General features: G+C 72.8%; 14 protein-coding genes. All 14 read right to left on the reverse strand.

The features are described from left to right. Positions 1–227: 227 nt before the first annotated feature. Positions 228–1,901 carry a DUF4153 domain-containing protein gene (locus ACFVYI_RS11955; protein ID WP_387883798.1) on the reverse strand — a complete coding sequence of 558 codons (1,674 nt, stop codon included), beginning with the start codon at positions 1,899–1,901 and terminating at the stop codon, positions 228–230. 229 nt (positions 1,902–2,130) lie between these two features. Then, complete coding sequence (locus tag ACFVYI_RS11960) at positions 2,131–5,262, reverse strand: Ig-like domain-containing protein (RefSeq protein ID WP_387883801.1); 3,132 nt, start codon at positions 5,260–5,262, stop codon at positions 2,131–2,133. 112 nt (positions 5,263–5,374) lie between these two features. After that, positions 5,375–6,400: a carbohydrate ABC transporter permease gene (locus tag ACFVYI_RS11965; protein ID WP_387883802.1), complete on the reverse strand. Its 1,026-nt coding sequence runs from the start codon at positions 6,398–6,400 to the stop codon at positions 5,375–5,377. Further along, a complete protein-coding gene (locus ACFVYI_RS11970) occupies positions 6,397–7,404 on the reverse strand; it encodes a carbohydrate ABC transporter permease (protein ID WP_387883805.1) in 1,008 nt (335 codons plus the stop codon). The genes ACFVYI_RS11965 and ACFVYI_RS11970 overlap by 4 nt, the downstream gene beginning before the upstream one ends. Positions 7,405–7,565: 161 nt before the next feature. Further along, complete coding sequence (locus ACFVYI_RS11975) at positions 7,566–8,948, reverse strand: ABC transporter substrate-binding protein (protein WP_387883807.1); 1,383 nt, start codon at positions 8,946–8,948, stop codon at positions 7,566–7,568. A gap of 250 nt (positions 8,949–9,198) precedes the next feature. Then, complete coding sequence (locus tag ACFVYI_RS11980; protein ID WP_387883809.1) at positions 9,199–10,404, reverse strand: cytochrome P450; 1,206 nt, start codon at positions 10,402–10,404, stop codon at positions 9,199–9,201. 70 nt (positions 10,405–10,474) lie between these two features. Continuing rightward, entirely contained in the window at positions 10,475–11,719 is a 1,245-nt protein-coding gene (locus tag ACFVYI_RS11985) for a cytochrome P450 (protein ID WP_387883812.1), read from the reverse strand. Further along, positions 11,716–12,492: an ATP/GTP-binding protein gene (locus ACFVYI_RS11990; RefSeq protein WP_387883815.1), complete on the reverse strand. Its 777-nt coding sequence runs from the start codon at positions 12,490–12,492 to the stop codon at positions 11,716–11,718. Before ACFVYI_RS11990 ends, ACFVYI_RS11985 begins: the two co-directional genes overlap by 4 nt. Beyond that, positions 12,473–12,841 (reverse strand): DUF742 domain-containing protein, encoded by a 369-nt coding sequence (locus tag ACFVYI_RS11995; protein WP_387883817.1) that lies wholly within the window; start codon positions 12,839–12,841, stop codon positions 12,473–12,475. Before ACFVYI_RS11995 ends, ACFVYI_RS11990 begins: the two co-directional genes overlap by 20 nt. Further along, on the reverse strand, positions 12,838–13,290 hold the full coding sequence (locus tag ACFVYI_RS12000) for a roadblock/LC7 domain-containing protein (protein WP_387883820.1): 453 nt from the start codon (positions 13,288–13,290) through the stop codon (positions 12,838–12,840). Before ACFVYI_RS12000 ends, ACFVYI_RS11995 begins: the two co-directional genes overlap by 4 nt. Continuing rightward, positions 13,290–14,993: a sensor histidine kinase gene (locus ACFVYI_RS12005; RefSeq protein WP_387883822.1), complete on the reverse strand. Its 1,704-nt coding sequence runs from the start codon at positions 14,991–14,993 to the stop codon at positions 13,290–13,292. The genes ACFVYI_RS12000 and ACFVYI_RS12005 overlap by 1 nt, the downstream gene beginning before the upstream one ends. Positions 14,994–15,221: 228 nt before the next feature. Continuing rightward, the gene (locus ACFVYI_RS12010) at positions 15,222–15,788 is read right to left on the reverse strand and encodes a Clp protease N-terminal domain-containing protein (protein ID WP_387883824.1); all 567 of its coding nucleotides are present in this window, start codon (positions 15,786–15,788) and stop codon (positions 15,222–15,224) included. Positions 15,789–15,791: 3 nt separating this feature from the next. Continuing rightward, the gene (locus ACFVYI_RS12015; protein ID WP_387883826.1) at positions 15,792–16,037 is read right to left on the reverse strand and encodes an RNA polymerase subunit sigma-70; all 246 of its coding nucleotides are present in this window, start codon (positions 16,035–16,037) and stop codon (positions 15,792–15,794) included. A 234-nt stretch (positions 16,038–16,271) separates the two neighbouring features. After that, the gene (locus ACFVYI_RS12020) at positions 16,272–19,178 is read right to left on the reverse strand and encodes a vitamin B12-dependent ribonucleotide reductase (RefSeq protein ID WP_387883828.1); all 2,907 of its coding nucleotides are present in this window, start codon (positions 19,176–19,178) and stop codon (positions 16,272–16,274) included. Between the last annotated feature and the right edge of the window lie 96 nt (positions 19,179–19,274).

Consider the following 19,274-nt stretch of genomic DNA (forward strand, 5'->3'; position numbering starts at 1 on the left):
TGTGCTGCGGGGGGGCGGGGGGGGGGGGCGGGCGGCGGGCGGCCGCCCCCCCCCCCCCCGCCCCCGCGCCCCGGCTTGGCGGGCGGCGCGGGACCCCCGCAGCAAGCTCCCGGCCGGCCCTCACCCGTCCGGGCACCTCGGGGCACTTCACGGCGGATCACGGCGCATCACAGCAGATCACAGCGGATCGGCGCGCGGCCCGGCCGACCGGGCCGGGGCCGACCGGCTCAGGGCCGCTCCGCGCCGCCCTCCCGGAGCCCCGCCCGGTCACAGGCGTTGCCCTCCCCCGAAACCTCGCCCACCAGCGGACGCTCGGCGAAGATGCGCCGTGCCCGGGAGGAGGCGAGGCTGGCCGCGTACCAGGGCTCGGGCTCACCGGCGGCATCGATCCGCATCAGCTCCAGCGCGCAGGTCCGGTAGTCCTCCGGCAGACGGTCCAGGGCCGGGACGGCGTCGAGCGAGAGGTCCCGGACGTTGCGCAGGTCGATCTGGTGGGTCCGCTCATAGCGGGCCACGTTCTGCTCGGCGATGATCGCGTCCGGCCCCATCAGCCCGTACACCGCGGCCGTCAGCATGCCGCTGAGCACCACGGCACGCGGCAGCCACCCCGCCGAGCGGACCAGCCCGGCCGTGATCACCAGCAGGAAGACGACGCCCAGCCAGACCTCGACCACCAGCACCCAGAGCCGGAGCCTGGTCAGTCCGGAGGCGTCGACGTAGAACCACATCCGGCCGAGGGCCGACGCGACCACCACGAGGGTGAGCAGGCAGAGCACGCCGAGCAGGATGCGGGCCAGCCTGCGGTCGCCCTCGGTGCCGCGCGGCGCCCAGCGCTTGGCCAGGCCGACCACGACCAGGGTCAGCACGGTGACGGCCGTCAGCTGCCAGAAGCCCTGCCGGGCGTACTCGGAACGGCTCATCCCGGTGTTGCGCATGATGGAGTCCCGGCCGCCGAGCACCACCACGGCCTGGACCACCGCGAAGGCGCCGAACATCAGGTTGAGCGCGACCAGCGGCAGCGCCCACTCCAGCCGGCCGCGCTCGCGGCCCGGCCGGATCACCGTACGGTCCCAGCGGCGCGGGCCCGCCGCGATGTGGGCGAAGCCCAGCGCGACGACCGTTCCGAGGACGAACAGCACGGCGCGCAACGGGAACTCACCGAGGTCCAGGCTGGGGATGAGCCCCTCCAGGACGTCGGCCATGGCGGCGTCGGCACTGGCGAACAGCGAGCCGAAGACAGCCAGCAGCACCCCCGCCACCACGACCGCCTTGAGGACCGGAGCCACCCGGCCCCGGCCGGGCGGGCTGAGGACGCGCAGACCGGCGCCGGCCCAGCGCACGCCGGGCACCAACTGCCAGAGGATCCCCGGCAGGGCGAGCAGCACCCCCGCCCAACGGCGGCCGCCGTGCAGCGCGAGCGAGGCCAGGCCCAGCGCGCAGAGCGTCGAGAGCATCGTCGGCCAGCCGGCGTCGGAGAGTGCCGGGACGGCGAGCAGGGCGAGCGCGAGCACGCTCCAGAGCACCGTCCAGCCGCGCACCCGGCGACCGGCCGAGCGGGCGGCCAGGCCGGCGCCGACAGCGGCGGCCCCGCCGCAGATCAGCAGGTTGACGCCGAGTCCGCGGTTCAGCAGCCAGGAGACCAGCAGGCCGGTCAGCAGTGCGCCCGCGAGCCCCCGGGGCGTGGCCGGGGCCTTGGGCCCCGGGTCGCTGGGGCGCAGCCACGAGAAGGGCTGCGGGCCCGGCCGGGCCGGCGCGCGGTAGGGGTTCGGGTCGTGGGCCGCTCCCGGCCGGGGCTGACCGGGAGCGACCGGTCCGGGCTGCTGCCCCTGGTCACCGGGAGCGCGGTACGGGTCCGAACCGGACGGTCCGCCGGCCGGGGCGGGTGTGGAGTGGCCGGACATGGGTTCCCCCTCGAATGGTCTGCGGGCATGCGGAAGCAGCCCTTGGGGCAGTCCGCCGACAGGCGCCGGGGCGCCGCGACTGACGCCGACTGTAGACCATTCTGAACAAGTTCAAAAAAGACCTGGGTGCCTCTGTCGCAGGGCTGTGACAGAGGCACCCAAAGGTCGGCCCGCCACACGACGTGGCGGGCCGGGACCCCAGCAGGCCGACCCTCGGCGGGCCGGAGCGTCAGTAGGAGCCGTAGAGCGAGTACAGCAGCGAGTCCTTCACCGCCGGCCCGAAGGCCGCAGGCCAGGTGCCGAACGGCACCACCGCATTGCTGTAGGCGCCCGAGCCGCTCGGGCCGGTCGAGTAGTTCATGTTGTTCACCGAGGCGCCGGTGCCGTTGCTGTTGTAGACCAGCCAGTACGCGGTGCCGGCGCTCAGCATGAGGTCGACCGGCAACGTGTTCCAGGCGTTGGCGGTCAGCGTGCCGCTGCCGGTCGCCGCGACCAGCGTGCCCGGTGAGCCGCCCGCGTCGGTGTAGACGGCCAGCTGGTACTGGTTGTTCGGCGCCGCGCTGACCGGGCCGACGTGCACGCTCAGCGCGGTGAGCGGCACCGGCGACGACCCGGTCGTGATCCGGCTGCCGTTGAGGTGGTTCGAGTCGGTGTCGTCGATCAGCGAACCCACCACCGTGTTGCCGAGCGTCCTGGGCGCCGCTCCCCCGGTGGTGAAGGAGATCGCGTACGGGCTCGCCAGCGCGTTGCCGGAGGTGTCCCGCACCCCCTGGACGCTCGCGGTGTAACCGGTGGTCAGCGCCAGGGGGGCGCTCGGCGTGAAGACCACGCCGTTGGCAGCGCCGTCGTACGCCACCGAGCCCGCCACGGCGGCGCCGGCGGCGGTGCGCAGGGTCACGGCGGAGGCGGTCACGCTGGCCTGGTCCAGCGGCTCGCCGAACGAGAAGCGCACCGCCGTACCCGGCGCCACCCCGGTGGCACCGCCGGCCGGACTGCTCCCGGTCACGGCCGGCGGGGTGGTGTCGTGCCCGTACGAGGCGGTGTAGGAGCCCGCCGCGCCGTCGAAGAACGCGTACGCCACGCCCTTGACCGTCTCGATCCGGTACGGGACGGTCCGGCCGCCCGAGGTGATGCCGGTCAGCGTGCCGGAGGCGGCGGAGACCGGCAGCATCGCGCGCAGCCCGTTGGCCCCGCCGGTGATGTCGAAGGTCAGCGCGCCGCCGCTCCAGGCGAGCTTGGCGAAGGCCGAGCCGTTGCGCCCGTCCAGCCAGGTGAGCATCTGCCGGCCGGAGACCACCGGGACGCCGCGCGCCTTCGCGGCGGCGACGATCGCGTCCGAGGCGGCCGAGGCGGCGAAGTCGGTGTGGATGTTGGCGGTCAGCGCCGCGTAGTAGCCCTTGCCTCCGTAGGCGGCGTCGAGCAGCGTGCCGATGGTGCCGGGGTAGGACTGGCCGGACTCGTCGGTCAGCTGGGTGGTCGCCTGGTACTCGTCGATGACACTGCCGTCGGTGTCGGCGAAGCGCATGATCTGGGCGGTGCCGTTGAAGTAACCGGGGCGGTCCTTGGTGAAGTTGGAGGGGTAGAAGTAGTAGTCGGTGTCCAGCCGGATGCCGTTGGACAGCTTGGTCTTCGCCTGGGTCGCCCAGTCGTCCCACTCCACGCAGTGCGTACGGCTGCTGGAAGGGCCGGGCAGTGACGGGTACTTCGCCCGCCAGGTGGACAACTGGTCGGCGTAGTAGCCCTGCAGGGCGGAGGTGGTGCCCCACGGGCGGCAGTTGGTGGTGACGTGGACGCCCACCTCGAAGCCCTGGTCGGTGTAGGCCTGCGCCTGCGCCGGGGTCAGCGGGTCGTCGGTGTAGATGTACGAGGAGCCGCGCACGCACTCCCAGTCGGCGACGCTGCAACCGGGCGGGCTCTGCGCGATGTAGCCGTCCCAGCGGCCGGCCGTACCGCCGACGCCGTGGTCGTCGCCGGTCATCACCACCACGGCCTTGACGTCGCGAGGGAAGTACCAGAAGCGCGGCAGCGGCTTGCGGGCGGAGTCGATCAGGGTGATCAGGTTGGCCAGCAGCCGCTGCTGCTCGTCGGCGATCGGGATCAGCGCCTTGTCCAGGTCGTTCCAGTCCGGTTGGCTGCCGGAACCGAAGAACATCTCGGAGGCCTCGTAGCCGTCCGTGCCGTCCCGCTGCTGTCCGGCCCAGGCGGCGTTGCCCTGGCGGGTCTGCACCACCGACCTGGCCAGGTCGTAGCTGAAGGCGGCGGCCCGCCCGCTGCCGGCCGTCCGCAGCGTGACGGCCGGGTTGGCGGTCGCGGTGGCGGCGTCGCTGTACAGGGCGGCGACGGCGGTGGCGCCGCTGAGCGTGTAGAGGTCTGCGGCGCCGTGGTAACCCATGGTGTCGCCGGTGATCCCGGCACCGGGGGCGGCGGAGGTGTCCACCTTGAGGTAGGCGTCCGCGCGGGTGCCGGTGGCCGGGGTGAGGCCGAACAGCGGCGCGAGCTGCTTGTCGGGGCGCATCGCGACCAGTCGGCCGCCGCCGTCGGTCCAGGTGGTGAACAGGGCCGCCTGCGCCGCGGTGAGTGGCGTCTCGCCCAGCAGCACCACGTCGGAGGAGGCCAGCAGCGAGCTGGTCACCGCCGAGATGTCGACCGTGCGGTAGAGGTTGAGGCCCTCGGCCTTGAGGATCTCGGCCAGGTAGCGGGTGTACGGATTGGCCTGGCTGGTGACCAGCAGGATCGGGCCCTCACCGCCGGGGCCGGCACCCGGCGGCGGCGGTGGCGGGGCCTGCTCCGTGGTGTAGGTCGCGTAGATCGAGAAGCTGAGACCGCTGGACGTGACCGCGCCGAAGTCGGCGGGCCAACTGCCGTACGCATGACCGCCGTTGCCGTACACGCTGGTACCACCGGGGCTGTAGCGCAGGTTGTTGACCGCCGCACTGCCGCCGTTGCTGTTGTAGGCCAGCCAGTACGCGGTGTTGGCGGCGAGGGTCGCCGTCAGCGGCACCGTGTTCCAGCTGTCGGCGGTGAGCGTCGCCGCGGCGCTGCTCGCCAGCAGGGTGCCCGGGCTGCCCCCGTTGTCGCGGTAGATCGCCGCCTGGAACCGGTCGTTCGGCGCCGCGTCCACCGCGGCCACGTAGACGCTGATGCTGCCGACCGTGCCGCCGGCCGCGCCGGTGACGTACCGGGACGCGTTCAGGTAGTTCGAGTCTCCCGAATCGGTGGACGGACCGACCGCCGTACTGCCCAGCGTCGCCGTGGCGGCCGGCGCCGGAGCGGCCGCCGGACCGGCGACCACCGCCACCGCCGTGATGAGGGCCGCCAGCAGGCCCCCGACCCTGCCGCGCCGTCCGACGCCCGCACGCATGCCTGCACCTGCCATGACCGCCCCCAATGCGCTTCGGCCAACTGCCCCTATCGGTGTACCGGTTCGGCGCCGACCGTGTCCACGAAACCGTCACATCCCGTGTCGATCGGGACTATCCCTTGACCGAACCGGCCAGCAGACCGCGGACGAAGTACCGCTGGAGCGCGAAGAAGACCGCCAGGGGGACGACGATCGACAGGAACGCCCCGGCGGTGAGCAGTTCCCAGCGCCCGCCGAAGGAGCCGGAGAGCTGCGCCAGCCGAACGGTCATCGGCGCCACCTCGGGGGTGCCGCCGGCGAAGGTCAGCGCGACCAGCAGGTCGTTCCAGACCCAGAGGAACTGGAAGATGGCGAACGAGGCCAGCGCCGGCGTGCAGAGCGGGAGCACGATCGAGCGGAAGATCTTGAAGTGCGAGGCGCCGTCCACCACCGCCGCCTCCATCAGGTCCCGCGGCAGCTGGGCGATGAAGTTGTGCAGCAGGAAGATCGCCAGCGGCAGCGCGAACATGGTGTGCGCCAGCCAGACCGGCGCGTAGGTGCCCTTGAAGTCCACCGCCGGGACCACCGTCATCGAGCCCAGGTGCGCGCCGCCCGAGAACAGCCGCAGCAGCGGGATCAGCGCCATCTGGATCGGCACCACCTGGAGCGCGAACACCACGAAGAACACCGTGTCACTGCCCCGGAACCGCACCCAGGCGAGGCCGTACGCGGCCATCGCCGCCAGCACCAGCGGGAAGAGCGTCGCCGGGACGCTGATCGCCAGCGAGTTGACCAGGAAGGGCATCAGGCCGGTGGAAACGCCGGAGCCGCCCTCGAACAGCACGGTGTGGTAGTTGGAGAGGCCGAGGTCCGGGTGGAGGAAGACGTTCCACCAGCCGTCGGCGGTGACGTCCTGCTTGGGGCGCAGCGAGGTGGCGAGCAGGCCGAGGGTGGGGACGGTCCACAGCACGGTCACCGCGATCACGAAGACCGAGGCGAGCGGGTTGGTGAAGGCCTGCCGGACCGGACCGCGGCGCTCGCCCAGCGGCCGGCGCCCACCCGGCGCCCGGCGCCCGCTCGACGGACGCCGGGGGGCGGGGATCGCACGCCGGTCGGAGGCGGCCGGACGCCGGCCGGACGTCGGACGGTGCTCGCTCATCGGACTCCCCGCTCCTTCCGCAGCTGGACGATGTTGTAGGCCACCAGCGGCAGCACCGCGAGGAAGAGGATCACCGCGAGCGCGCTGCCCCGCCCGGTGTTGAACTGCACGAAGGACTGCGAGTACATCTCGTTGGCCAGCACCTGGGTGCCGAAGTTCCCGCCGGTCATGGTGCGGACGATGTCGAAGGCCTTGAGCGTGGTGATCATGACCGTGGTGAGCACGACCACCACCGTGGTGCGGATCATCGGCACCGTGACGTACCAGAACAGCCGCACCCCGCCCGCGCCGTCCAGGCGGGCGGCCTCGGTGACCTCGTCCGGGATCGCCTTGATCGCGGCCGAGAGGACGACCATCGCGAAACCGGTCTGCACCCAGACCATCACCGCCATCAACAGGAAGGTGTTGAGCGGCTGGGAGAGCATCCAGTTCGGCGGGTGCTCCCAGCCCAGCGTGATGGCGAGCTGGCTGAGCAGGCCGATCTGCGACTGGGCGGCGTCGCGCGACTCGTAGACGAACTTGAAGATGATCGAGGCGCCGACCAGCGAGATGGCCATCGGCATGAAGATCAGCGACTTGTACACCGCCTGGCCGCGCATCCGGTCCACCAGCAGCGCCAGCACCAGCCCCAGGCCGGTGGCGGCGAGCGGCGCCACCACCAGCCAGAGCAGGGTGGTGACCAGGACCTTCTGCACCGAATCGGTGGTGAACGCCCAGCCGAAGTTCTCGCCGCCGACGAAACGGCTGCTGTCGTCGTCGTAGAGGCTCAGGTAGACGGTCCGGATCAGCGGGGCGACCAGGCCGACGAGCAGCAGCAGCACCGCCGGGCCGAGGAAGACCCCGACGGCCAGCGGACGGGCGATCCGGCCGGAGGCCCGGCCGGCGACCAGGAAGACCAGCAGCAGGATGCCCAGGAACCCGGCGACGGCGCCGAAGCTGTTGCCGAACTTGACTGCGGCGTCGCCCCAGGCGCCGTCGGCGAGCGCGGTGGCGGTGAGGGACATGGCTGCGCGTCCTTTCCCTGCCGCGCGGCAGAGAGGAGGGGCGGGGGGGGGGGGGGGGGGGGCCCCCCCCCCCCCCCCCCGGGGGGCGGGGGGGGGGGGGGGGGGGGGGGGGGGGGGCCCCCCCCCCCCCCCTCGACAGGTGGTCCTGGCGGTCGGAACCGCTACTGCGGCCAGGCCGCGTCGATGTCGGCGGCGGTCTTCTGGACGGACTGGCCCTCGGCGAACCAGGCGGTCAGCGACTTCCACTCCTGCCCGGCGCCGACCGCGGCCGGCATCAGGTCCGAGCCGTCGAAGCGGAAGGTGGCCGCCGGGTCGGTGAGCGCGTCGGCGGAGAGCCGGTCGATCGGATCGGTGTACAGGGCCTTGTCCACGCCCTGGTTGGCGGAGACCCAGCCGGCCGCGGTCCCCACCCGGCTGCTCGCCCAGTCCGAGCTGGACAGGTAGTTCTGCACGGCCTGCACCTCGGGCCGGCTCGCGAACGCCGTCACGAACTCCCCGCCGCCCTCGACCGGGCCGGCCACCTTCGGGTTCACGGCCGGCAGACGGAAGGCGAAGACGTCGCCGTCCGGGCCGACCTTGGTGTCCTTGGGCCACTGCGCCTTGTAGAAGGACGCCTGCTGGAGCAGGAAGCACTTGCCGGTGAGGATCGGGGCACCCGCGTCCTGGAAGGTCGTGGTGGCGATCGACTTCACGTCGCCGTAGCCGCCGTTGACCCAGGCCGGGTTCTGCATCCAGTCCGCCACGGTCCGCATCGCGGTGGTGATCTTCTCGTCGGAGAACTTCACCTGGTGGCTCACCCACTGGTCGTACACCTCGCCGCCGTACGAGCCCAGCACGACCTCCTCCAGCCAGTCGGTGGCCGGCCAGCCGGTGGCCGTCCCGGAGGCGATCCCGCCGCACCAGGGCTTTCCGGCACCCGCCTTGGCGATCCGGTCGCTGAGCGCCATCAGGTCGGCCCAGGACTGCGGCACCTCGTACCCGGCCTGCTTGAACGCCTTGGGCGAGTACCAGACCAGCGACTTCATGTTGGCGCTCATCGGCGCCGCGTAGAAGGTGCCGTTGACCGAGCCGTAGGTCTTCCAGACCGGGCTCCACTTCTCCTGGTTGGCGACGGTCTGCGCGGGGGGCTTGGCCACCTTGCCGCTCTTGACCATCTGGGCCAGCAGGCCGGGCTGCGGGATGATCGCGAAGTCCGGGGCGTTGCCGCCGCTCACCCGGACCGGCAGCTGGGACTCGAAGTCGTTGGAGCCCTCGTAACTGATCTTGATGCCGGTGCACTTGGCGAACTCGGCCCAGGACTTCTCCAGGTTGTCCGACTCCGGGCTGAGGATCGAGGCGAAGATCGTCACCGTGCTGCCGGAATGCCCGGCGTAGGGCTGGTACTTGGCGCAGTCACCGGCCAGGGTCTCACCCCCGCCGCCCGAACCACCGCCCGAGCTCGAACTGTTGGAGCAGGCCGCGGTCAGCGCCAGCGCCGCCAGCACCGCGGGCACGGCGGCCAGGCGACGGGACCTCGCGGACGGCGCGGTCGGGGTGGGGGTCAATGCGGTCCTCCTCGCCAGGGCGCGCGAGCGCCGGCCGTACGACAGAACGACATTGCGCTGTACCGGAGATCGACATGGACGCGGCGGGCGGCCGGTTTGACGACGTTAACGCAGCAGCCACCCTCCGCCAAGGTCCGCGTTCGACCTTCATCGGCACGTGCCCCAGTTGTGACCCGGGCGCACCGGGCCCGACCGGACCCGCCCGGCCCGGTCGGGCCTGGTCGGAGCCCGACCGCGCCGCGGTGAGGTCTCAGTAGAGCCGGACCGGCAGCTCCCGCAGCGAGTTCACCACCAGCGAGGGGCTCGGCCGCAGCTCCTCGTCCGGCACCGCCAGGGCCAGCTCCGGGAACCGCTCGAACAGCGCCGGCAGCGCGACCCCCGCCTCCAGCCGGGCCAGCGGCGACCCCGGGCAGACGTGCGGACCGTGACCGAAGGACAGGTGCCGGCTCGGATCCCTGGTGATGTCGAACAGCTCGGCGGTCACCCCGTGCTGCGCGGGATCCCGGCCGATCGCGTTGTACGAGATCAGCACCGGCTCGCCCCGGGGGATCACCACCGCGCCGACCTCGACGTCCTCGGTGGTGAAGCGGAACAGGAAGTTGCTGGTCGGCGGCGTCCAGCGGAGCGACTCCTCGACCACCGCGTCCCAGGACACCGTGCCCGCGCGGACCAGCTCCAGCTGGTCCGGGTGGGCGAGCAGCGCCCGGACGGCGTTGCCGATCAGATTGACCGTGGTCTCGTGACCCGCCGCGATGATCACCCGCAGGGTGGCCGCCGCCTCCGCGTCGCTCAGCGCCCCGCCCTCGGCGTCCGCCGCCAGCAGCACGCTGGCCAGGTCGTCACCCGGCTCCGAACGGCGCTTCGCCACCAGGTCGTTGACGAAGGCGTTCAGCCCGGCGATGGTCGCCTGGATGCCGTCCGGGCCCGGCCGGATGCCGAAGAACTGCTCGTAGAGGTCCCGCAGCAGGGCGTGGTCGGACTCCGGGACGCCCAGCAGCGAGCAGATCACCGTCATCGGCAGCGGAAAGGCGAAGACCGACTTGAGGTCCACCACCCGCTCCCCCGCCGCCAGCGCGTCCAGGAGGCCGTGGGTGATCTCCTCCACCCGGGGGCGCATCAGCTCCACCCGGCGCGGCGTGAACGCCTGCGCCACCAGCGTCCGCAGCCGGCGGTGCTCGGCGCCGTCGGTGGTCACCATGCTGGGGCCGGGCACGGCCAGGCCGATCAGCGGCCACGTCCTCGGCACGTCGCCGCGCTGGTAGGCCGCCCAGTGCGCGGCGTCCTTCACCAGCCGGGCGTCGGTCAGCAGGTCACGCGCGGCCGCGTGCCGCGTCACCGCCCAGGCGGCGACGCCGCCGGGCAGCTCCACCGCCACCGCCGGGCCGGCGGCGCGCAGCAGGGCGCCCTCGGCGGCGTTGTCGCGCGCCAGCGGGTCGAGGGCTATCGGGGCGGTCATCGGCACGACTCTCCTTGGTTTCCTGGTACTTCTCCGCCCGAACGCGGAGCAGTGGGGGCGCGGTCCGGGCTCAGACCGCGTAGCCCGGGGTGAACGACACCGGCAGGGCCATCAGCCCCCGCACCCACGCCGACGGCCGCCACACCAGCGCGTGCTCGGCCACCGCCAGCCGCAGGTCCGGAAGCCGGTCCAGCAGCACCTCGATCGCGGTGGTGGCGATCACCTCGGCCGCCTCCTGCGCCGGGAACGGGCAGCCGTGCTCGCCGTAGGAGTAGCTCATGTGCGCCCGGTTGCCCTCCGCCGGGCTGCCGTCGGGCTGGCGCACCGACGGGTCCGCGTTCGCCCCCGCGAAGCCGAGCAGGATCATGTCCCCCGCGGCGATCCGCTGCCCGCCCAGCAGGGTGTCCCGGACCGCCCAGCGCCCGGCGAAGATCTGCGTCGGGGTGTCCTCCCAGAGCGCCTCGTTCAACGCCTGGTTGATGCTGCGCCGGCCGCCGGAGAGGGAGGCGGCGAACCGCTCGTCGGTGAGCATCAGCCGCAGCGCGTTGGACATCCAGTACGAGCAGGGCTGGTGGCCGGCGATCAGCAGGACGCGCAGGTCGCGCATCACCTCGTCGTGGTCCAGGCCCGCCTCGTGCAGCAGCATCCGCGAGGCCAGGTCGTCGGACGGGTGCTCGGCCTTCTCCCGGACCAGGTCGAGCATCACGCCGAGCAGCCGCTGCGCACCGGCCGGGGCGTCCGGTCCGCCGTCCAGCATCGCCAGCAGCCCGTCGATCAGGGCGGGCGCCTGCTCCTCGCTCAGTCCGAGCAGCCGGCAGAGCACCAGCAGCGGCATCCGGTGCGCGTACTCGGCGACCAGGTCGGCCTCACCGCGCCCGGCGAACCCGTCGATCAGCCGGTCGGCGATCTCCTCGCAGTGCTTGCGCAGCTCGTACGGGTCGACGGCGGCCAACGCGTCCGTGACGGCCCGGGAGCGGCGCACGTGCTCCTCGCCCTCGGCGTACAGGATCGACGGCACCGGCGTCATCATCGGCCGCAGCGGCCAGTCCTCGGGGATGCCCTCCCAGGCGTTCCAGCGGGTGGAGTCCCGGCCGAACAACTGCGGCTGGCCGGTCACGAGTTGCAGCTCGCGGTAGCCGATCACCAGCCAGGCCGGGACGCCGCCGGCCAGCTCGACCGGGGCCACCGGGCCGTGGGCGGCCCGCAGCTCGCGGTAGAGCTGGGACGGGTCGGTCTGGAAGCGCGGCCCGTACAGCGGGGTGGCACCGGCGTGCGCCGGGCAGCCCGGCGGCGGGGTGGCGGCGGGCTCGGTCACGGGGTGCTCTCCTCGTACGGGGACGGGTCGGTGGGACCGGCGGCGAACAGCGCGACCGGCGGTGCGGCGTCCGGTCGGGCGGGCGGGCGACCGGCGTCCGGCACGGCCGTGCCCGAGGCCTCCACCCGGGCGGCCAGGTGGCGGACCAGCTCGATCAGTACCTGCTTGCTCGACTCCCGGTCGCGCGCGTCGCAGTCCACCAGCGACACCTCGGCGGGCAGGTCGAGCGCCGCGCGGACCTGCTCCAGGGAGTGGCTCGGCTCGCCGAAGTTGTTGCGGGCCACGATGAACGGCGTGCCGTGGTGCTCCAGCCGGTCGATGGCGTACCAGGACTCCTCCAGCCGCCGGGTGTCCACCAGGACGACCGCGCCGAGCGCGCCGCTGAACAGCCGGTCCCAGAGGAACCAGAAACGTTCCTGGCCCGGCGCACCGAACAGGTACAGCACCTGGCTCGCGGAGAGCGTGATCCGGCCGAAGTCGAACGCGACCGTGGTGGAGCGCTTGCCCCAGGCGCCCGAGGGGTCGTCGATGCCCTCGCCCGCCTTGGTCATCGTCTCCTCGGTGTTCAGCGGACGGATCTCGCTGACCGCACCGACCAGGGTGGTCTTGCCGACGCCGAACCCGCCGACCACGACGATCTTCAGCGCGTTGTCGGCGGTACCGCGCAGCGGGGTGCGCCGGGCCGCGGGGGCCGCGGAACCGGCGGCGGGGAAAGCGGCGCCGGCGGGGGAAGCGGCCCGGGCTGCGGGGGTCTCAGAGCTGTTGGAGTCCATGCAACACCTGCTTCAGCGTGTCGAGATCGGGCAGCCGGGCCTTGTGGGGGGCGAACCGGGGGTGCCGGGCGGTGACCGCCCCCGACTCCAGCAGGTCGCCGAGCAGGATCTTCACCACCGAGACCGGCAGCGCCAGCTCCGCGGCGACCTCCACGACGGCCGTCGGGGCCTCGCACATCCGCAGGATCCGCGCGTGCTCCGACTGCATGCCCGGGGCCGGCTCCCGCTCGGCGACGATCAGGGTGACCAGGTCGAAGGCGTTCTCCGGGGAACGGCTGCGGCCGCGGGTGATGGTGTAGAGGCGGTCCGGGTCGTCGTCACGGCCCGGCATGACCGGCCGCCCGCTCATACCCGGGCGCTCTCTTGTGCCACCGCGCCCGCGTCCGCCCCGACTCCCGCGTCGTCGCGGGCCGGGGCACTGAGGTGGACACCGATCTGCTCGATCAGACCGTGCATGTTGTGGCCGACCACGCCCACGTCCGCCTCGTCGTCGGTGACCACGGCGAGGTGGGCGCCCTCACCCGCGGCCACGATGCAGAGGATGCCGCCGTGGAACTCGGTCATCGACTGCCGCACACCGCCGCTGCCGTCGCCGAACTCGATCGAGGCGCCGTGCGCCAGGCTCTGCATCCCGGAGGCGATCGCGGCCAGCTGGTCGGCCTGATCGGCGCTCAGCCCGGCGGTGTGGCAGATCCGGAGGCCGTCGGCCGAGAGCACCAGGGCGTGCCGGGAGCCGGGGGTGGCGGTCAGCAGGTTCTCCAACAGCCAGTCGAGGTCACGGTCGATAACGCTGCTCATCAGGAGTCCTTCTCGGTGACGGGGGAGGCGTCGGGCGTGGTGTCCGTGGTCGGCGTGGTGTCCGTGGTCGGTGCGGGTTCGGTGGCCGGTGCGCTGCCCGTGGCCGCTGCGGGCCCGGCGGTCGGCGCGCTGCCGCTCCCGGCCTGCTGGGCGGCGCGCCGGAAGGCGCCGAACCGCGCGGCGGCGCTCACCGCGTCGGTGCGTCCGGGCTTGACGGCGGGGGCCGCCGCAGTGGTGGCGGTAGCGAGCGTCTGCCCGCGGCGGCGCTGCGGCAGGCCGCTGTCGGCGATCTGCGCGGGAGCGGGAGCGGAGGCAGGCGCAGAGGCCGGCGCGGAGGCGGCCGGGGCAGGCGTGAGCGCCGGGCGTGAGGGTGCCGGCGCCGCCGCCCGGGCCCGGGCGGGCGCCTCGACCGGCCCCGGCACGGACGCCGGGGCGGGGTGCGTCACCAACTGCTGCGGGATGAGCATCACCACCCCCGTGCCACCGCGCGCCGACGGCCGGAAGGAGATCTGCAGCCCGTACTTGCGGGCCAGCGAGCCGACCACCGCGAGGCCGAGCCTGGTCCCCGCCGTGAGCGCGGTGAGATCCAGGGGCTCGGTGGAGACGGCCCGCTCGGCCCGGCGCAGCCAGCTCTCGCTCAGCCCGAGGCCGCTGTCCTCGACGGTGACCGCCAGCCCGGCCGGCACCTCCTCGACGTAGACGTGCACCTCGGCCGGCGGAGCGGAGAAGTTGGTGGCGTTGTCCAGCAGTTCGGCGAGCGCGTGCATCACGCCCTCGGCGGCGAACCCGGCCACGGCGGCCGTGCTGGCGTTGTGCAGCCGGACGCGCTGGTAGGCGCCGATCCGGCCGAGCGCACCGCGCAGCACCGACTCCACCGCGATCGGCTTGGCCCATCGCCGCCCCGAGCGGGCGCCGGTGAGCACCGCGATGCTGTCGGCCATCCGGCCGGCCTGCGCCGTGGAGTGGTCCAGCCGCAGCAGGTCGCCGAGGACCTCCTCGTCGTGCCGGTGCTGCATCTCGCGCAGCTCGGCGTGCATGCTCGTGGCGAGCGCCTGGACGCGCCCGGCGGCGGTCGCGCAGACCGCGAGCGCGGCAGCCCGCAGCCGTTCGCCCCGGCCGATCTCCTCGGCGAGTGCCCGCAGCAGCGCGTACTGGGGGTGCGTACGGTGCGCCGCGAGCGCGCTGTCCACGGACGCGCCGTCCCGGAGCTTCTTCACCACCTCGGGCAGGACCGACCCGGCGAGCCGGTCCAGCGCGGCCCGCGCGGCCTCCAGCTCGGCCCCCAACCGGGCCAGCTCGGTGTGCGCGGCCTCGACCTGGGCCTCGGCGCCCGCCTGCTCGGTCCGGGCCGCCTCCCGGGCGGTGTCGGCGGCGGTGGCCCGCTCCCTGGCCGTCGCCTCGGCGGACTCGGCGGTGGCGGCCCGGCCGAGCGCCGTCCTGGTCTCGTCCTGCTGCGCGGCGAGTTCCCGCGCCAGCCGGCGGGAGCGTTCGGTGGCGGTGGCCGCCAGTCCGACCGCGATCAGGAAGAGCGCCGCGACCGCGCAGACCGCGGCGACGGTCAGTGGCTGATGCGCCGCCAGGGCCCGGCCCACCGCGACCGGGGCGGCGACGCCCGCCAGCAGGACGGCCGCCGCGGTGAGGGCCGCGGTACGCGGGGCCGGGCGCCGGAGCGCCCTGCCGTCGGGGCTGGTGCGTTCTCTCATCGATGCGGTCCTCGGCAGCGGCGGGCGTCGACGGGCGGACGCCGACAGCGGGGCGGGCGAACGCGCGACCGCCCGGCCGACGTAGTGAAACGTCTCCGGGCGGCTGATCGGTTCACACTTTCGGCCGATCATATCCATTCAGCTACCGCCCTCAACCGGCAAGTTGACGGACAGTGCTGTTCGTTCACGCCTCGTGCACCGATTGGCGACCAAGTCGCCGCACCCCGATCAACTCAAGGTGGCATCCACCGCCCGGCGCAGCGCGGCGAAGTCCAGCCCGTGATCGGCGATGACCCTGGCGCCGAGCCCGTCACCCTCCCGGATCACCCCGAGCAGGAGGTGCCCGACGGCGATGTGGCCGGACTTCAGCCGCAGCGACTCGCGCAGGGACAGCTCCAGCACCTTCTTCGCCCGGGGCGTGAACGGCACCCGCCCGCCCTTGGACTCGGCGCGGAACCAGCCCCGCCGCCTCGACTCCGCGCCCTCCACGGGGGCGTCCAGCGCACCCTCCCCGAACGCCGACTCGACGGCCTCCCGGACGGCGTCCAGGTCCACCCCGATCGCCGCCAGCGCCTCCGCGTCGTCGGCCCCGCCGAGCAGGCGGCGCACCGCCCGCTGCACGGTGGCGTGATCCAGCCCCGCCTCGACCAGGACGGCCGCCGCCGGATCCTGCGGCATCGCCACGACGGCCAGCAGCAGGTGCTCCGTCCCGATCTGCCCGTGCCTGAGCTGCGCCGCCTCCTGGCCCGCCTGGCCCACCACGCGCCGCGCATCGTCGGTGAAGCGCTCGAACATCACTCAGCCTCCGTCCTTCTCGCTCCCGGAACCCCCGGAACCCCGCCGGGCGTACTTCTTGTGCACCGCCTGCCTGGTCACCCCGAGACAGACCGCGATGTCCTGCCAGGACCACCCCTGTTCGCGGGCGTTCCCGACCTGCAGACCCTCCAGGCGATCGGCCAGGTCGCGCAGCGCCCGGACCGCCCGGAGCCCCACGGCAGGGTCCCGACTGCTCGCGGCCGCCGCGAGCTCTCCGTTCTCGCTCATGATGTCAACCTAGGTTGACGCCCGCCGACTGTCAACCCTGGTTGACACCATCGCGTCGCGAACCGCACCGGCGATGCCCCCTTCGAAGCCCCCGCACGCCTCGGTGCGGCGCGCACCCGACGGCACCCCGCACCGGGCCCTCCCCACGCAAAGAGGCGGGGCGAGGACCCGTGAAGGTCCTCGCCCCGCCTCGGATGTCAGCCGTCAGCGGCCGTCATCCCGTGCCGAACTCGGTCAGCTGCAGCCGCTGGTGGAGCCGCAGCCCTCGCAGAGGTAGCAGCTGCCGGCGCGGCGCATCTTGGTGCCGCAGGAGAAGCAGAGCGGCGCGTCGGCGTTGAGGCCGAGCTGGATCTCCAGCAGCTCCGTCGAGTTGTGGGCCTGGGCCGGAGTGGCCCGGGGGGCCTCGACGGCCGGCGCGGGCCTGGCCGCCGGGGCGGCCGGAGCCGCCGGGGCCACCGGCGCGGACTGGGCCAGGGTCTCGGTGTCCAGCTCCTCGGCCTCCAGCGGCTCGTAGGAACCCGTCTCCAGGTGGCGCTGGCGCTCCTCGACGGAGTGGATGCCGAGCGCGGAACGGGTCTCGAACGGCAGGAAGTCCAGCGCCAGGCGGCGGAAGATGTAGTCGACGATCGACTGCGCCATCCGCACGTCCGGGTCGTCGGTCAGACCGGCCGGCTCGAAGCGCATGTTGGTGAACTTCGAGACGTAGGTCTCCAGCGGCACGCCGTACTGCAGGCCGACCGAGACGGCGATCGAGAAGGCGTCCATCATGCCCGCGAGGGTCGAGCCCTGCTTGGACATCTTCAGGAAGACCTCGCCGAGGCCGTCGTCCGGGTAGGAGTTGGCGGTCATGTAGCCCTCGGCGCCACCGACCGTGAAGGAGGTGGTGATGCCCGGGCGACCCTTGGGCAGACGCTTGCGGACCGGGCGGTACTCGACGACCTTCTCGACCGCGGCGACGGGGGCCGCCTCGGGCTTGGCCTCGACGGCCGCGGGGGTCTTGGTCTTCGCCGAGAGCGGCTGGCCGACCTTGCAGTTGTCGCGGTAGATGGCCAGTGCCTTCACACCGAGCTTCCAGGCCTCGAAGTAGATCTCCTCGATCTCTTCGACGGTGGCGCTCTCCGGCATGTTGACCGTCTTGGAGATGGCGCCGGAGATCCACGGCTGGATCGCCGCCATCATCCGAACGTGCCCCATCGGGGAGATGGAGCGCTCGCCCATCGCGCAGTCGAAGACCTCGTAGTGCTCGGTCTTCAGGCCGGGCGCGTCCACCACGTTGCCGTGCTCGGCGATGTGGGCGACGATCGCCTCGATCCGCTCGTCCTGGTAGCCGAGCCGCTTGAGGGCGCGCGGCACGGTGCCGTTGACGATCTGCATGGAGCCGCCGCCGACGAGCTTCTTGAACTTGACCAGCGCCAGGTCGGGCTCGACACCGGTGGTGTCGCAGTCCATCATCAGGCCGATGGTGCCGGTCGGCGCGAGCACCGACGCCTGGGCGTTGCGGAAGCCGTTCTGCTCGCCGAGGCGCAGCACGTCCTGCCAGGTCTCGGTGGCGGCGGCCCAGACCGGGGCGTCCAGCTCGTCGACCGCGACGGCGGCGACCGAGGCGTCCGCGTGCTGCTTCATGACCTCGCGGTGCGGGGCGGCGTTGCGCGCGTAGCCGTCGTACGGGCCGACCACGCCGGCGAGTTCGGCGCCGCGGCGGTAGGCGGTGCCGGTCATCAGCGAGGTGATGGCGCCGGCCAGGGCGCGGCCGCCCTCGCTGTCGTACGCGTGGCCGGTGGCCATCAGCAGCGCGCCGAGGTTGGCGTAGCCGATGCCCAGCTGGCGGAAGGCGCGGGTGGTCTCGCCGATCTTCTCGGTCGGGAAGTCGGCGAAGCAGATGGAGATGTCCATCGCGGTGATGACCAGCTCGACGACCTTCGCGAAGCGCTCGGCGTCGAAGGAGTCGTCGTCGCGCAGGAACTTCATCAGGTTGAGCGAGGCGAGGTTGCAGCTGGAGTTGTCCAGGTGCATGTACTCGGAGCAGGGGTTGGAGGCGTTGATCCGGCCGGACTCCGGGCAGGTGTGCCAGCGGTTGATGGTGGTGTCGTACTGGATGCCGGGGTCGGCGCAGGCCCAGGCGGCCTCGGCCATCTTGCGGAAGAGCTTCTTCGCGTCGACGGTCTCGATGACCTCGCCGGTCATCCGGGCGCGCAGGCCGAATTCGGTGCCGTTCTCGACGGCGGTCATGAATTCGTCGTTGACGCGGACCGAGTTGTTGGCGTTCTGGTACTGGACGGAGGCGATGTCGTCGCCGCCGAGGTCCATGTCGAAGCCCGCGTCGCGCAGGGCCCGGATCTTCTCCTCCTCCTTCACCTTGGTCTCGATGAAGGCCTCGACGTCGGGGTGGTCGACGTCCAGCACGACCATCTTGGCCGCCCGGCGGGTGGCGCCGCCGGACTTGATGGTGCCGGCGGAGGCGTCGGCGCCGCGCATGAAGGAGACCGGGCCGGAGGCGTTGCCACCGGAGGAGAGCAGTTCCTTGGAGGAGCGGATCCGGGAGAGGTTGAGGCCGGCGCCGGAGCCGCCCTTGAAGATCATGCCCTCTTCCTTGTACCAGTCGAGGATCGACTCCATGGAGTCGTCGACGGCCAGGATGAAGCAGGCGCTGACCTGCTGGGGCTGCTTGGTGCCGACGTTGAACCAGACCGGCGAGTTGAAGCTGAACACCTGGTGGAGGAGGGCGTAGGTCAGCTCGTGCTCGAAGGTCTCGGCGTCACCGGGGGTGGTGAAGTAGCCGTTCTTCTCGCCGGCGGCGCGGTAGGTGAGCACCACGCGGTCGATGATCTGCTTGAGGCTCCACTCGCGCTGCGGGGTGCCGACGGCGCCGCGGAAGTACTTGGACGTGACGATGTTGACGGCGTTGACCGACCAGAAGTCGGGGAACTCCACGCCGTACTGCTCGAAGTTGATCGAGCCGTCGCGCCAGTTGGTCATGACGACGTCGCGCCGCTCCCAGCGGACGTCGTCGTAGGGGTGGACGCCAGGGGTGGTGTGGATGCGCTCGATCCGCAGGCCGCCCTTGGGGGCCTTGCCGGCACCCTTGGTCGCGGCCTTGTCGGACTTCGACCCGCGTGCGGAACCGCTCGTGGTGTCTGTCACTTCTCGCTCCTCCTCCTGGGCAAACGCCCAAAGTGCCCCGAAAAGTCCGGGCACCGCTGGTTCGTCTTCCGGTGTGCGGACAGGCGACGACCTGCC

Source organism: Kitasatospora sp. NPDC058218 (assembly GCF_042882445.1).
In the GTDB taxonomy this organism is placed as follows: Bacteria; Actinomycetota; Actinomycetes; order Streptomycetales; family Streptomycetaceae; genus Kitasatospora.